Source organism: Corynebacterium sp. HMSC05H05 (genome assembly GCF_001807265.1).
Lineage (GTDB): Bacteria > Actinomycetota > Actinomycetes > Mycobacteriales > Mycobacteriaceae > Corynebacterium.
Genome location: NZ_KV788402.1, coordinates 71,980 through 86,391 on the forward strand (window position 1 = coordinate 71,980; position 14,412 = coordinate 86,391).

Annotated in this window: 12 protein-coding genes and 1 pseudogene; 1 reads left to right on the top strand and 12 read right to left on the bottom strand. The window is 66.6% G+C overall.

Features of this window, described 5'->3' with window-relative positions; all coding sequences use genetic code 11:
• Window positions 1-42 precede the first annotated feature (42 nt).
• From HMPREF3151_RS08020 to HMPREF3151_RS08070, 12 genes are all read right to left on the bottom strand, one after another.
• Complete coding sequence (locus HMPREF3151_RS08020; protein ID WP_070475020.1) at window positions 43-3,540, bottom strand: DNA-directed RNA polymerase subunit beta; 3,498 nt, start codon at window positions 3,538-3,540, stop codon at window positions 43-45.
• A gap of 317 nt (window positions 3,541-3,857) precedes the next feature.
• Window positions 3,858-4,781, bottom strand: coding sequence for a cell envelope lipid trafficking protein PgfA (locus tag HMPREF3151_RS08025; RefSeq protein ID WP_070475029.1), 924 nt, complete (start codon window positions 4,779-4,781; stop codon window positions 3,858-3,860).
• Between the two features lie 91 nt (window positions 4,782-4,872).
• A complete protein-coding gene (gene rplL, locus HMPREF3151_RS08030; RefSeq protein ID WP_070475021.1) occupies window positions 4,873-5,262 on the bottom strand; it encodes a 50S ribosomal protein L7/L12 in 390 nt (129 codons plus the stop codon).
• Window positions 5,263-5,314: 52 nt separating this feature from the next.
• Window positions 5,315-5,836 carry a 50S ribosomal protein L10 gene (gene rplJ / locus HMPREF3151_RS08035; protein WP_070475022.1) on the bottom strand — a complete coding sequence of 174 codons (522 nt, stop codon included), beginning with the start codon at window positions 5,834-5,836 and terminating at the stop codon, window positions 5,315-5,317.
• A gap of 302 nt (window positions 5,837-6,138) precedes the next feature.
• On the bottom strand, window positions 6,139-6,360 hold the full coding sequence (locus HMPREF3151_RS08040; RefSeq protein WP_070475023.1) for a hypothetical protein: 222 nt from the start codon (window positions 6,358-6,360) through the stop codon (window positions 6,139-6,141).
• On the bottom strand, window positions 6,353-6,586 hold the full coding sequence (locus HMPREF3151_RS12285) for a colicin E3/pyocin S6 family cytotoxin (protein ID WP_083290255.1): 234 nt from the start codon (window positions 6,584-6,586) through the stop codon (window positions 6,353-6,355). The genes HMPREF3151_RS08040 and HMPREF3151_RS12285 overlap by 8 nt, the downstream gene beginning before the upstream one ends.
• 191 nt (window positions 6,587-6,777) lie before the next feature.
• The gene (locus HMPREF3151_RS08045; RefSeq protein WP_070475024.1) at window positions 6,778-9,036 is read right to left on the bottom strand and encodes a choice-of-anchor M domain-containing protein; all 2,259 of its coding nucleotides are present in this window, start codon (window positions 9,034-9,036) and stop codon (window positions 6,778-6,780) included.
• Window positions 9,033-9,902, bottom strand: a complete 870-nt coding sequence (locus tag HMPREF3151_RS08050; protein WP_256365532.1) for an anchored repeat-type ABC transporter permease subunit — start codon at window positions 9,900-9,902, stop codon at window positions 9,033-9,035. The genes HMPREF3151_RS08045 and HMPREF3151_RS08050 overlap by 4 nt, the downstream gene beginning before the upstream one ends.
• A complete protein-coding gene (locus HMPREF3151_RS08055; protein ID WP_070475025.1) occupies window positions 9,895-10,647 on the bottom strand; it encodes an anchored repeat-type ABC transporter ATP-binding subunit in 753 nt (250 codons plus the stop codon). Before HMPREF3151_RS08055 ends, HMPREF3151_RS08050 begins: the two co-directional genes overlap by 8 nt.
• Window positions 10,644-11,498, bottom strand: coding sequence for a choice-of-anchor M domain-containing protein (locus HMPREF3151_RS08060; RefSeq protein WP_070475026.1), 855 nt, complete (start codon window positions 11,496-11,498; stop codon window positions 10,644-10,646). The genes HMPREF3151_RS08055 and HMPREF3151_RS08060 overlap by 4 nt, the downstream gene beginning before the upstream one ends.
• On the bottom strand, window positions 11,495-12,997 hold the full coding sequence (locus tag HMPREF3151_RS08065) for an anchored repeat ABC transporter, substrate-binding protein (RefSeq protein ID WP_070475027.1): 1,503 nt from the start codon (window positions 12,995-12,997) through the stop codon (window positions 11,495-11,497). The genes HMPREF3151_RS08060 and HMPREF3151_RS08065 overlap by 4 nt, the downstream gene beginning before the upstream one ends.
• Complete coding sequence (locus tag HMPREF3151_RS08070; RefSeq protein WP_141741372.1) at window positions 12,994-13,968, bottom strand: choice-of-anchor M domain-containing protein; 975 nt, start codon at window positions 13,966-13,968, stop codon at window positions 12,994-12,996. Before HMPREF3151_RS08070 ends, HMPREF3151_RS08065 begins: the two co-directional genes overlap by 4 nt.
• Window positions 13,969-14,138: 170 nt before the next feature.
• On the opposite strand from HMPREF3151_RS08070, the pseudogene HMPREF3151_RS08075 reads away from it, so the two are divergent.
• A pseudogene (locus HMPREF3151_RS08075) lies at window positions 14,139-14,412 on the top strand (HNH endonuclease); the annotation flags it as partial.

Below are 14,412 nucleotides of genomic sequence, written 5' to 3' on the forward strand. Positions count from 1 at the left end.
GTGCCGTCGAAAAGCAAAAGCTTTACGACGGCTACCTAGCGCTTAGGCGGTGTCCGCCGCTGCACCCTCGTCACGGGAAAGGTTGATGCCAAGCGAGGAGCCGGCCTGATCGAACTCGTCGTCGTCGCCGTCGAGCTCCATCGGGGTGCCGTCGGTGGAGAGGACCTCCACGTTCAGGCACAAGGACTGCAGCTCCTTGAGCAGCACCTTGAAGGACTCCGGGATGCCCGGATCCGGGATGTTGTCGCCCTTGACAATCGCCTCGTAGACCTTCACGCGGCCCACCACGTCATCCGACTTGATGGTCAGCAGCTCCTGCAGGGTGTAGGCGGCGCCGTACGCCTGCATCGCCCACACCTCCATCTCGCCGAAGCGCTGGCCGCCGAACTGGGCCTTACCGCCCAGCGGCTGCTGCGTAATCATGGAGTACGGGCCGGTGGAACGGGCGTGGATCTTCTCGTCCACCAGGTGGTGCAGCTTGAGCATGTACATGTAGCCGACGGAAATCGGGTACTTGTACGGCTCGCCGGAACGGCCGTCGAACAGGGTGGTCTTGCCCTCGCCGTCGACCATGACGTCGCCGTCGCGGTTCGGCTTGGAGTTGGCAAGCAGGCCTGCGATCTCGTCGTTGGAGGCACCGTCGAACACCGGAGTTGCGGTGAGCGAATCGGCCGGCACGTCGTAGAGGTGCTCCGGCAGCGTCTCCAAAAGCTTGGCGTTCGCCGGGTCGTCCGGGTTGACGGTCCAGCCGGCCTTGGCCAGCCAGCCCAAGTGGATCTCCAGCACCTGGCCGATGTTCATACGACGCGGCACACCGTGGGTGTTCAGGATGATGTCCACCGGGGTGCCGTCAGCCATGAACGGCATGTCCTCCTGCGGCAGGATCTTGCCCACGACACCCTTGTTGCCATGGCGGCCGGCCATCTTGTCGCCGTCCTGGATCTTGCGCTTCTGAGCCACGTACACGCGGATCATCTCGTTGACGCCCGGGGACAGATCGTCGTCGTCCTCGCGGGAGAAGCGGCGCACGGCAATGACCTTGCCCTGCTCGCCGTGCGGCACCTTCAGGGAGGTGTCGCGCACCTCGCGGGCCTTCTCGCCGAAGATGGCGCGCAGCAGGCGCTCCTCCGGGGTCAGCTCAGTCTCGCCCTTCGGGGTGACCTTGCCCACGAGGATGTCGCCGTCGCGCACGTCCGCGCCGATGCGGATGATGCCGCGCTCGTCGAGGTCCTTGAGCACGTCCTCGGAGACGTTCGGGATCTCGCGGGTGATTTCCTCGGCGCCCAGCTTGGTGTCGCGGGCGTCGATCTCGTGCTCCTCAATGTGCACGGAGGTGAGGATGTCCTCCTCCACCACGCGCTGGTTGAGGATGATGGCGTCCTCGTAGTTGTGGCCTTCCCACGGCATGAACGCAACCAGCAGGTTGCGGCCGAGCGCCATCTCGCCGTCCTTGGTGCCCGGGCCGTCTGCGATGACCTGGCCGGCCTCGACGCGGTCGCCCGCGGAGACGATCGGGGTCTGGTTGTAGCAGGTGCCCTGGTTGGTGCGCTCGAAGGTGCGCAGCATGTAGGTGTCGCGGCCGCCCTCATCGTCCATGACGGTGATGAAGTCGCCGGTGACGTTCTCGATCACGCCGGCCTTCTTGGAAATGACGGTGTCGCCAGCGTCGTAGGCGGCGCGCTGCTCCATGCCGGTGGCCACGTAGGCCGACTCGGCGCGCAGCAGCGGCACGGCCTGCTTCTGCATGTTGGCGCCCATCAGCGCACGGTTCGCATCGTCGTGCTCCAGGAACGGAATCATCGCGGTTGCGACGGACACCATCTGGCGCGGGGAGATGTCAAGGTAGTCGACGCCCTGCGGGCCGACGACGCCGATGTCGCCGTCCTTCAGGCGGACCTCGATGCGCTCGCCGGTGAGGTTGTTGTCCTTGTCCATCGGGGTCGCGGCCTCGGCGATGGCGTAGCGGTCTTCCTCGTCGGCGGTGAGGTAGTCGATCTGGCCGGTGAGCTTGCCGTCGTTGACCTTCTGGTACGGCGTCTCAATGAAGCCGAACGGGTTCACGCGCGCGTAGGTGGACAGCGCACCGATCAGGCCAATGTTCGGGCCTTCCGGGGTCTCAATCGGGCACATGCGGCCGTAGTGGGACGGGTGCACGTCTCGCACCTCGATGCCGGCGCGCTCACGCGACAGGCCGCCCGGGCCAAGCGCGGACAGGCGGCGCTTGTGGGTCAGGCCGGACAGGGAGTTGTTCTGGTCCATGAACTGCGACAGCTGGGAGGTGCCGAAGAACTCGCGGATCGCGGCGGAGACCGGACGCACGTTAATCAGGGATGTCGGGGTGATGGACTCCGCGTCCTGGGTGGTCATGCGCTCGCGCACGACGCGCTCCATGCGGGACAGGCCGACGCGGACCTGGTTCTGGATCAGCTCGCCCACGGTGCGCAGGCGGCGGTTACCAAAGTGGTCGATGTCGTCGGTGTTGATCGGAATGATCTCGCCGGCCGGGGAGGTCATCTCGGTCTCGCCGGCGTGCAGGCGCACAAGGTACTCGAGCGTGGTGGCGATGTCCTCTTCGGTCAGCGTCATCAGACCGTCGTGGTCACCGCCCAGGCCGAGCTTGCGGTTGACCTTGTAGCGGCCCACGCGTGCGAGGTCGTAGCGCTTGGCTTTGAAGAAGGAGTTCTCCAGCAGGGACTGCGCAAGGTCGCGCGTCGGCTGCTCGCCCGGGCGCTGCTTGCGGTAGATCTCCAGCAACGCCTCGTCGGTGTTGGACACGCCGTCGTTTTCCAGGGTGGACATCATGATCTCGGAGAAGCCGAAGCGCTCCGTGATCTGCTCGGTGGTCCAGCCCAGTGCCTTCAGCAGCACGGTGACCGGCTGGCGGCGCTTACGGTCGATGCGCACGCCGACGGTGTCGCGCTTGTCCACGTCGAACTCCAGCCACGCGCCGCGCGACGGGATGACCTTCACGGAGTGCAGCGGGCGCTCCGTGGACTTGTCGATGGTCTCGTCGAAGTACACGCCCGGGGAGCGCACCAGCTGCGAGACGACGACACGCTCGGTGCCGTTGACGATGAAGGTGCCCTTGTCCGTCATCAGCGGGAAGTCGCCGATGAACACGGTCTGGGACTTGATCTCCTGCGTGTCGTTGTTAATGAACTCCGCGGTCACGTACAGCGGCGCGGAGTAGTTGATGTCCTTGTCCTTGCACTCGTCGATCGTGTACTTCACGTCTTCGAAGCGCGGCTCGGACAGCGTCAGGCTCATGTTGCCGGAGTAGTCCTCGATCGGGGAGATCTCGTCGAGGATGTCCTCCAGGCCGGACGTGATGCGTGCATCGTCGCCGCGGTTGGCCTGCTCGCGCTCGCGCCACTCTTGCGTGCCGACGAGCCACGCAAACGATTCGAGCTGCACATCAAGAAGCCCGGGGACGGTGATCGGCTCATTAATCTTCGCGAACGAGTAACGTTCGGGAGCCCCGGGGATATCAGCCATGTTCATGGTCTGGTCTGAGACTGCCAAGTTGGGTCCTTCCAGCACCTCTGGCGGAGGCTCACCGCACCGCGTCTGGCTTCGCGGCCCAGTGGCGTTTCCGCAGGATAAGTTAGCATTCGGTCTGCTTCGGAAGACCCGCCCCCAGAGACAACAAAATCACCTTGTCAAATCGGGTTTTTCCAATCCCGTTGCACAAGGCTCTCTATGCGTACTGGAGACGGCTTCCAGCGCAAAGAACAACCATAGAGTAATCTCCCCCGTTTGTAAAGGCCCCCGCCATCACTTCCGCCGGTCTGCCCGATGCCGTCTGGGCGCCTCGTGCGGTTGCTGCCGGAAGCCTACCACCCGCCATCCGCGCGCGGTCAATCGCGACGCGCCGCACGCCCCGGACGCAGCGCGCCCGCCAGGCCCGCAAGGGTCAGCGCCGCACCAACCCAGGCCAGCACGCGCCACAGCCCGCGGTCCGCCGCGGCGGTCTGCGCGTCGCCCACCTTCTGCACAAGCTTCTCGACGTCCTGCCGGTCCATCACCCCGTCATAGGTGACCACATTCTGAACCCCGGTGCCCTCGGCGTCTGCGTAGTAGTCGTCCACCTTCTCGTCGATGCCCACGACCACACCAGTTTCTTGGTCCACCAGGATGTCGCGGTCGGCGGCGTGGTGCAGGAAGGTGCGCTCCCCATCAATCGTGAGCGTGTTGCGCGGGTCCGCGTAGCGCATGGCAACGTTCGTCGGTGCGATGTGCTGCGCGTAGCGGTACACGGTGCGACCGGCTATCTCCTCCTCGCCAGCAAACTCTGCCGGCGCGGCGCCGCGCAGCACCGGGTCGAAGACCTCCACTGTGTCCTGTGTCGCGGGGGCGGGGAAGGTCAACCACGCGCCGTCGATAGGCAATTGCGTTGCGGGCATGCCCATGACCAAAAGCGCCTCCGCCGGCCCGGTCGCCGCACCCGTGACGCGGTCCACCGCGAACGACCACGTCGACGCCGTAAGCAGGTCGTTGAAGTCCGAGCCAGACTCCCCCGCCCGCAGCGTGTCGCCCACGCGCACGCTCGCCGTGTCGGAATCGGACGGCTCCTGGATCTCCATGTGCAGCTGGCGCGTCACCGGCGCCGCCTCGCCGTCGCGGGTGCCGTTCGGGTCCGTGATGGTCCACGTGGCCTCCCCCAGCGCCAACGGCAGTCGGTTGCCGGAAAGCAGCACGTTCGGCGCCAACAGCCCCGCCACCACCAGCGCAGCACCGACGCCGGCGAGCAACACGGAAAGAATGCGGGAAGTGGGCAGCATGGTGGGAAAGTGTAGCGCACCCCAGACACGCGAAACCCCCGCCCGCCGGTTGATACCGGCGACGGGGGTGTCGTCGTCAAGCAAAAAGCTCTTACTTGAGGGTGACCTTTGCGCCAGCCTCCTCGAGCTTGGTCTTGGCAGCCTCGGCGTCGTCCTTGGAAGCGCCCTCGAGGATAGCCTTCGGAGCACCCTCGACCATTTCCTTGGCGTCCTTCAGGCCCAGGCCCGGAACCAGCTCGCGGACAACCTTGATCACGCCGATCTTCTTGTCGCCAGCGTCCTCGAGAACGACGTCGAACTCGTCCTTCTCCTCAGCGGCAGCCTCGCCGCCAGCGGCCGGAGCGCCTGCAGCTGCAACAGCAACCGGAGCGGCTGCGGTCACGTCGAAGACCTCCTCGAACTCCTTCAGGAACTCGGAGAGCTCGATGAGGGTCATTTCCTTGAACTGCTCGATGAGCTCATCCTTGGTGAGCTTAGCCATTGTGGCTTCCTTTCTGTTGTTGGGCGTTTACAGCCCGGGTGTAAAAGAGTGTTTATGCGGCTTCCTGCTTGTCCTGCAGTGCAGCGACAAGGCGGGCCGTCTTGGATGCCGGAGCCTGGAACAGGCCGGCTGCCTTTGCCAGAGAGCCCTCGAATGCGCCAGCAAGCTTGGCAAGGGTGGTCTCGCGGTTGTCCATCTCGGCCAGAGCGTCGACCTGGGAAGCGTCCAGGACGTTGCCGTCCATGTAGCCGCCCTTGATCACGAACGCGTCGTGGTCCTTGTTGAACTTCTTCATCACCTTCGCAGCGTCGACAGCAGCGTCGCCCTTAATGAACGCGACGGCGGTCGGGCCGGTGAGAAGATCATCGAGACCCTCAATACCCTGCTCGTTTGCAGCGATCTTGATGAGGGTGTTCTTGGCGACGTGGTACTCGACATCGAAGCCCATATCGCCGCGCAGCTGCTGCAGCTGGCCGACGGTCAGGCCACGGTACTCAGTCAGCACGATGGAATCCGCCTCAGCGAACTTCTCCTTCAGAGCTGCAAGTTCCGCAGTGTTCTTCGGGTTTGCCATGACACACGCCTCCTTCCGATAACTTCATGTTGTTCAATCCGCCCGGAGCATCTTGCCTATCGACGTTCGCTTCGCGCGAAGCTGACGCGTATCAAGCAAAAATGCCCCGTGCAGAAGCACGAGGCATACGTTGGAGTGTGCCGCGTTTCTCCTGCGTGGGTCGGCCCCGTAAGTGGAGCGCCTTCGACTCCCTCACGAGAGTGACCGACGGTCTTCGGTGAAACTTGAGCTCGGCCTTTGCGGCCGTTCAAACTTCGGTAGGGAATGTTAGCGGGTCGAAGCGGGTTTGACCAAATCGCGGGTTACGCGGGCTGACGGTTTTGGCGGCGGTTCTCCAGGATCGGCGCTAGAGCCCTGGCGTCTCGCGACCACATCCGCCCCTCAACCTCGGTGAATCCAAGGTATTCGTAGAGACTCATTTGCTCACTACCCGGTTCAGAGTTGTGCCAGGCCGTCACCCAGTCGTCGATGTCGTTTGGCTCCACCTCGCCTGCCAAACAGCGATCCACAAAAGGCTTAAACATCGATCTTCCTTCCACGAATTGGATCTCCAATTTGCGTCCCGCTCACTGCGTCAAAGACGCCGACGTGCTCCCCTCGCAGGTTATAACCCTCAATGTGGCCACGTAAAGGGTCGTACTCGTAGAGACGCTGGCTTTTTAGATTGCGCCATCTCGGCGTTCCCCTTCCCCGCACTCTTTCCAAATCGTCCAAGAATCCCGGCCTCGGCCGCGGAATATAGCTCGCCATAAAACCCTCCCCACCCGTTTGACGTTGTGGAGATGGCTCCGGTTCCCTTGCTTTACGACGCGCTTCGTTCCATCCGCGCCCCACATCCTCGTTCCCGCAAGACAGACTAGGAGCAACAAACCAGGAGGACGGCCCTTTTTGAGCCGTCCTCCGGGGTCCTTACTCCTGGTTTGCGCGCTGGGGCCGTTGCCTTACGACGCGCTCCGCTCCACCCGCCGCAGCAACCTCGCCGCCGCGACGAACAGGACGCACCCGCCGATCAGCGCCATGACGCCCACGCCGATGGCGAGGCCCGCCCAGAATCCGCCCGCGGTCGGCGACGTGTCCGCCTCCTGGCCGTCTGGCTGCGCGCCGGCTGCGTCGAGCGACGAATGGACCCCGGTGCCGCTGCCGCCAGCGGGGTTGCGCGACGAGGCGTAGTCGTCGGGCGCGGCTGGGGCCTCAGACGTCGCGGGGCTGCTGGAGACCGTTGCGGGCTTCGCGGACTTGGAGTCTTCCCGGGAGTCGGCACTGGTCTTGCTTTTACTGGTTTGCCGGTTGCTGGGCTTGCTTGAGGAGTTGCTGGCTCGGCTGCCTTCCGGCGCGCGCTGCGCCTGCGCCGCTGGTTTCGCGGAGTTTGTCTCCGCTGCACGCGCGGGCGCAGCCTGGGCGGGCGCAGCCTGGGCGGGCGCTGGTTGCTGGGCGTGAGTGGGCTCAGACGCCTGGCGACGATCCTTCGCTGTCTGCGCCGGCGTTGCCAGCGTCGAAACAGCCCCTGAACCGCCTTTGCCGCCGTCGTTGGTCTTGCGCGCGAGCGGCGCGAGCGTGTCGCCCGCCTTCTTAATCTCCTTTTCCAGTGAGCGGATGCCTTCCGCCAGCGCACCCGGCAGCGTGAGCTTGCCCTTGCCGGCACCGGCACCGGCACCGGAAGCGCCTGCGTCGCCGAGGCGGCCGTCGCGTGCGGCGGCGACGGCCTCGTCGCCCACGGCGAAGGCGGCCACCAGGTCCTCGGAGAAGTCCTCGCCGGAGGCGGACGTGCCGGCGAAGGCGAAGGTGGCGGTGTACACGCCGGGCTCGGTGAACCCGAAGCCTTGGTGGTCGTGGGCGTTGACCGGGTATTCGATCTGCTTGGAGGCGTCGCCGGAGTCCAGCTCCACGCGCAGGCCCCGCAGGTCCTCGTGCCAGGTGTAGATGCGTCCGGGCCCGGACACGTCGCGCATGGACACTGTGACCTTCGAACCTTGCAACAGCGCGTCGGCCCCCACCCGGGTGGTGGAAAAGCCCAGCCAGGGCAGGTTTTTCTCCTGCGCCTGCGGCAGGATCCACATCGCCTCAGGCGACTCCGGAAAGCTCTCGCGCGCGCCTGCCGGCAGCGTCTTTCTGGCCGCGTCGGGCACGGCAAAAATGAAGCTGCCGGATTCGCGTTTGGCCTGGTTGTGGGGGTCGGAGTCGTCGATGAGCATTGCGCCTATCGACGCCCCTTCGGCCACCAACGCCATATCCATATGCCCGGCCTCGATGAGCTTGCGCCGGTCCTCGGCCGCGGCGGAACCGGTGCTTGTCGGCGTTGGCGCGGTCGTGGACGTGGACTGCGACGTGGTCGACGACGTGGGCCGCGGCGCGGGCTTCGGCTTCGCGCTCGTCGTGGGGCTGGCGGTGGTGGTTTCCTCCGTGGTGTTGGGGGTGCGCAGGTCGGTGGTGGTGCCCTCGGGCAGGCCGACGGTGGCGTCGTCGCCGACGAGCCAGTACTGGGTCACCGGCTCCGAGCGCTCCACCCCGCCGCCTTTGAGCTCGGCGCGGCCCTGCCAGGTCATCTTGTAGATGCCTGGTTCAGAAAACGTCCAGGTGAAGTGGCCGTGGCCGCCGACGTCGTAGGTGATGGTGCGCATGTCCTCGTCTGCGGAGCTAAACAGCCGCTCCGGGTCGCCCACGCGCGAGGAGAAAAACACGTTGACGTCGCCGGGGCCGTCCATGTCCACCAGGTCGAAGTGCATGACGTTATCGACGAAGTTGTCCGGGATTTCGCCCGCCTCATGGGCGGGGTCGAACGCGCCCAGGCCAGACCAGATGGGCCGCCAGCTGTCGGTCCAGTCCGCGGATTGCGGCGCGGCCCACACGGTGCTGCCGGGCTCGCCGAGGAAGTCCAGGGAGCCGTCCTCGGGCACGGTGAGCGTCGAGACGTCGTTGCCGTCCGCGTCCGCGTCCGGGGCAAGGCGGAAGCAAACCTTTTCCTGGTCGGTGACCTGCTGGCCGTCCACCGCCATCACGGTGAGCTTGTCGTTTTTGTAGGTGCCGTAGAGCGCGTCGTTGTGGGAGTGGTAGAGCAGTTTGCGCCCGGCGCACGGGTGGTCGATCTCCGGGACCTCCACGCTGTGGCCCGGGTCGCCGGGGTTGTGCTCCGCGGCCTGCGCAAGCGGTGCGGCCGCGAGCGTGAGCACCGCTGCGGCTGCTGCTGCGACGAATCGCTTCACCGTTGCACCCCCTGAATCCAGCCGGCCAGCGCACCGCGTTTCGGGGCGAACAGCCAGCTCAGCGCGAAGATGGCGGTCACGGCCAAAACGATGGTCGCGCCCGTGGGCGAGTCGTAGGACCACGCCAGCCACACCCCCGCCACGCTGCCGGCCACGCCGAACGCGGCGGCGATACACATCATCGTGCCCAGCTTGTCCGTGAACAGCCGCGCCGCGGCGGCCGGGGTGATCAGCAGCGCTACCACCAGGATGTTGCCCACCGTCTGCACCGCCAGCACCACCGCGAAGGTCACGCACAGGTACAGCGCCAGATCCAGCGCGGCGACCGGCAGGTTCATCGCGCGGGCGGTCTCCCGGTCCAGTGCCACCGCTGTGAGCCACGGGCGAAGCGCCACCACCACGGCCACGATTAGCGCGCCGGCGACGGCGTGGACGGCCAGCGTGGCGGAGCTGACGCCCGTCAGCGAGCCGAACAAAAACGAGCTGACGGAGGCGGTGTAGCCCTCCGCCCGGGAGATCACCACCAGGCCGAAGGCGAACGCGGCGGTGAACACGATGCCGATCACGGAGTCCTCTTTAATGGTGCGCCGCTGAGACATCACGGCGATCAGCACCGCGACGATCGCGCCGGCCACCGCCCCGCCCAGCAGCACGGAGACCTGCCAGGCAAACGCCACCGCGATGCCCGGAAAGACGGCGTGCGCCACCGCGTCGCCGATAAAGGCCATGCCGCGCAGCACCACAAAACAGCCCACCACCGCGCACAGCACCGCCGCGATCACCGCGGCTGCCAGCGCGCGCGGCAGAAACGCCAGCTGGGGGTTGGCCATGTCGGCCAGGAATTGCACAAACGAAATCTCAGGCACGGGCAGCCTCCAAATGCGCTCGCACGCCGCGCAGCCACGGCGAATCCTCGTCGACAGAGAAGGTGCGGGTCCACGGGGCGTCGTCGTTAAGCTCATGCGTCGCGGCATCAGCGACAACGCCGCGGTTGAACAGCACCAAGCGGTCGCAGGAATCGATGGCCTCGGCGATGTTGTGGGTGGACATGACAACGCCGAGCCCCCGGTCCACCAGGCGGCGGAATAGCCGCAGCAGGTGCTCGGTGGTGGGGATGTCCAGGCCGGTAAACGGTTCGTCGAGAAGCAGCATGCCCGGCCGCCGCACCAGGGCGCGCGCGATGAGCACACGCTGGCGCTGGCCGCCGGACAGGTCGTGGATTGGGCGCGCGGCCAGGTCGGTCAGGTTGACCATTTCCAAAGCTCGCTCGGCGGCGCGGTGCTCGCGCTCGCCAGCGCGTTGCCACCACGGGCGCTGGCCCAGGGTGGCGTTGAGCGTGGCGTCGTAGACGTCGATGGGGAAATCCCAGGCCACGTTGTGCGCTTGCGGCACGTACCCCACCACCTTGCGCACCGGGCGCCTGCCAGCGGAGACCGTCCCGGCGTCCGCAGGGATAAGGCCTAGCACCGCACGCATGAGGGTGGTCTTGCCCGCGCCGTTGGGCCCGAGCAGGCCGACGAACTCGCCGCCGCGCAGCGTGAGGTCCACCCCGCGGAACACGTCGCGGCCCGGATACGACACCGCCAGGTCGCGCACCTCAATCCTTCTCATCGGCGGCCCCGCACAACAAACAGCGCAATCAAAGCGATCAGCAGCACGCCCGCGCCCGCCAGCAGCCCGATTTTCAGGCCGTTGTTCTGCTGCTCCGCGCCGGCCTGCCCCTCAGCCCGGAACTCGCCGAACGTCGCATCCGCCGCCTCCGCCGGGTCAACACCCACGGCGATGCGCACGACCTGCTCGTCGGTGTGCACGGTGCCGTCTTGGTCCTCCACCGTCGCGCGCACACCCACCAGGTGGGCGCCCGGCTCGGTGAACACCCAGTTGGCGTGGCTGTGCGTGTTCGGCTCCACCCACATCGACTGCGTGCCGGGTTCCTGCTCGTTCCACAACTGCTGCGGCTCGTGGAACCCGCCGGGCTGGACAAACAGGGAGAACTGGCCCGGGCCTTCGTGTCCACCGAACTCCAGGCTCATCCCGTTGGCGGAGCGTTCCAGAAGCGACGGCGCCTGCGAGTTCCACCCCAGCCACGGCACGCCGGCGGCCTCGGTCTGCGGGATCACCCACACCTCGGCCCCCGGCTTCGCGCCGGTGAACGCGAACTGGTCGGTCTCCGGCAGGGTCTGCTTCGCGCCGTCGCCGACGGCGAAGACCACGTCCTCGAGGTGGCGCCACACGGGCGTGTCCTGCGTGTCGTCGCGCACCAGGAACTGCATTTTCCCGTCGGCGAAGACGGGGCCCAGGTCCGCGTGACCGGCGTCGATGACGGCGCGCTCGCCCAGCGGGGCGACCTGCTCGTCGACGCCGACGACCTGCTGCAACGCCGGGTCGTTGTCCGGCACCTGGGCGGCAGCGACGGGTGCGGCCGCGATCATTGCGGCGGTGATAATGGCGGGAATCTTCATGGTTGTCCTTTCAAACATTTGCTTATCGACGCCCCATTGGCCCGCACCAGATCCACATACGTCTGCGCAGGCCCCTCCCCCGGCGGGTCCAAGGTGTCGCCCCAGATCGGGCACACCTCAACCCCGTGCGAGGCAGCGGTTTCGTTCAAAACGGGCGTTTCGTCTTCGTTGCCGTGCTCGACGAACACCGCCGGCACACCCAGGTTCTCCAGCGTGCGCGACAGCGCCATCAGGTCGCGCGGGCTCGGCTCCACGCTCGGGTTCGGGGTGACAAACCCGGCCACACGCAGCCCGTACGCGCGCGCCAGATACGCGTAGCCGTGGTGGGTGGTGACCAGGTTGCGGTTGGCCTCCGGGACCTGGTCGAGCTGCTCACGCACCTCCTGCGCCACCTGCTTGAGCTGGGCGCGGTAGCGCTCCGCGTTGTCGGCGTACGCGCTGGCGTGGCGCGGATCCGCCGCAGAAAGCTCGTCGCGCACCACCTGCACCACCGCGTCCATCGCGGCCGGGTCGTGCCAGATGTGCGGATCCAGCTCGCCGTGGACGTGGCGGCCCAGCACCGCCTGCGGCAGCAGGTACGTCTCCTCGCCCGGGTCGCCGAGGAAGCGGAACTCGCGCTGCGGCGGGATCGGCTGCAGCGTCTTCGACGGCACCACGACCACCGTGCCCGCGGGATCCAGGTCGCCCTCGTCGTCCGTGCGCAGGGTCAGCTGCGTGTTGTCGTTGCCGGCGACCGTGGCGATGTCAACGTGCCCGCGCTCCACCGCATGCTTGCCCGGAGCGGCCTGCGCCGGGTCCTGGCCCACCACGAGGGTGACCGTCTGCTCCGTCTGACTGCGCACCGGCGCGTCCACCGCGTCGCGCACCGAAGCGCGAAGCTTCAGCTCGTACACGCCGGGAGCGGAAAACGCCCAGCTGACGTGGGTGTGCGCGTCCACCGGCAGCGTGGTGGCACCACCCGTGGAGTCGAACAGCAGCTCCGGGGTGCCGAAGGTGCCGAGGATGAAGGCGGAGGCGGTGCCGGGGCCGGAGGCGTCGACAAGCTCAAGCTCCGCCACCGCCGTGCGCGGCAGATCCGCCGCAAACCGCAACCCCAGCCACACCGTGTCCAGGCTCGCGTCCTCCACCAGCGGAATCGGCGCGTAGCCGAAGCGCTGCGTCTGCTCCGCCAGCGCCACCACCCGAGCCTGCGGGCGCGCCGTCGCATCAATCGTGCGGGTCAGCGCCTGCGGCTCCAGCAACAACCCGTTGGTAAACACCGCGTCCGCGTACGCGATATCGCGCGTGTTGTGCAGCGTCGGCTCGTACGAGTGCGGGTCGGCGCCGCGGCGCATCAGCGTCTTGACCTCGGCGTTATCGCCGGCGACGTTGCGCACAACGTCCGCAAGAATGCTTGTCGACGCCACCACGCTCAACCCCTCAACCTCCCCCGGAGCCTGCGAGCAGCCCGTAAGAGCAACGGCGAACGCGCACGCCGCCAACGCCCGGGCACGCCTCACTTCCCAACCCCCGCAAGTGCCAACAGCTTGCGGCGCAACGCCGTATCCAGGCAGCACATCGACGCGCCGAACACCGCCACGCCGAGGCCGAGGACCGCGAACGGGACGGTCATCACCGTCGTGCCGGTCTCCGCAAGCGTGTCCGGGCGCTCCTCGGCGGGCTGCTCCTGCTGGGCTGGTTGCTGCGCCGGTTTCTCGGCCGGTTGCTGCGCAGGTTTCTGGGCCGGTTTTTGGGCCTGCTTCTCGGGCTGCTGCTGAGCAGCCTTCTTCGTTGCGGTGCTCGACTGCGCAGCACTCGTCGCCGCCTTGGACTGCGCGGCGGGTGCCTCCGTAGGCGCCTCAGCCTTCGCCGCCGACGCCGCCTCCCCGTCGCCGACGATCCAGGTGTAGGTGGCCTCGTTCGAACTCGCGCCGTCGCCGGTGGCCACAACGCGCATCTGATACGTGCCGGGCTCGGTGAACAGCCAGTTCGCATGGACGTGCGCCGGCTCCTCCTGGGCGATCACGGAGCCCGTCTCAAGGCGCGTCGAGCCGCCATCGAGCACCGGATCCAGGGAGCCGAAGCTGCCGGTTTGGAACAGGTAGACCTCGCCGGGGCCGGTAACCTCCACAAACTCCAGATCAATCGCGCCGATATCGCGCGCGCCCTGGGTATCCCAGCCCGGCCAGATCAGATCCGAGCGCTGCGTCTGCGGCAGCATATAGCCGGCCTTGCCGATCTCCGGGATCTCCGCCGTGCGCTCCGTGTACGCATCCTGGCCGACGACCAATTCCACGTCCTCCGGAGCGTGGCGCACGTGGCTGCCGGTGGCGTCTTCCTTCAGATCCAAAGTCAGCTCGCCGCCGTCTGCCGTGACGTTGAACGCGTCGATGTGGCCTTGATCCAGGCGCTGCACCTGCGCGTGCGCCGGCGTGATGCCCAGCACCGCGAGCAGGAACACCACCGAACTAATGAAAACTCTTTTCAACACTTGATGAAGATTAGTTTCAATAGCGGATGGCGCGGGAACGCTACCCCCATCACGGGGAAAACGTAAGGGTCTTGCCCGGCTGTGGACAACTTTGTTACTGGTGTGGCGAGTTGTCCACAGATTTCGGTTCGGGGGTTGTGTGGGGTTGCGCTTGTTTTAGTGTTCGTGGCATGAACCCGTTCGACGCGTTTATTCAGGCGATGGCCGCAGCATCCATGGAGACGCTGCGGCACTTCGACCTGCCTGTTGCCCTGGGTGCCGGGATGGCGCCGGATCGGGCACGCGCGTGGGATGCGATGCAAAAGGTGTACTACGGGCCGACGAAATTCACCCGCAAACAGTCCCTGGCAGTACAGAAGGCCCGCGGGTTCTCGTTGGACGAGCTCGCGCTGATCGAACGGCGTATCGGGGGCGTGAAAGATGCCGGCGAGCGGTGGCGGCTGC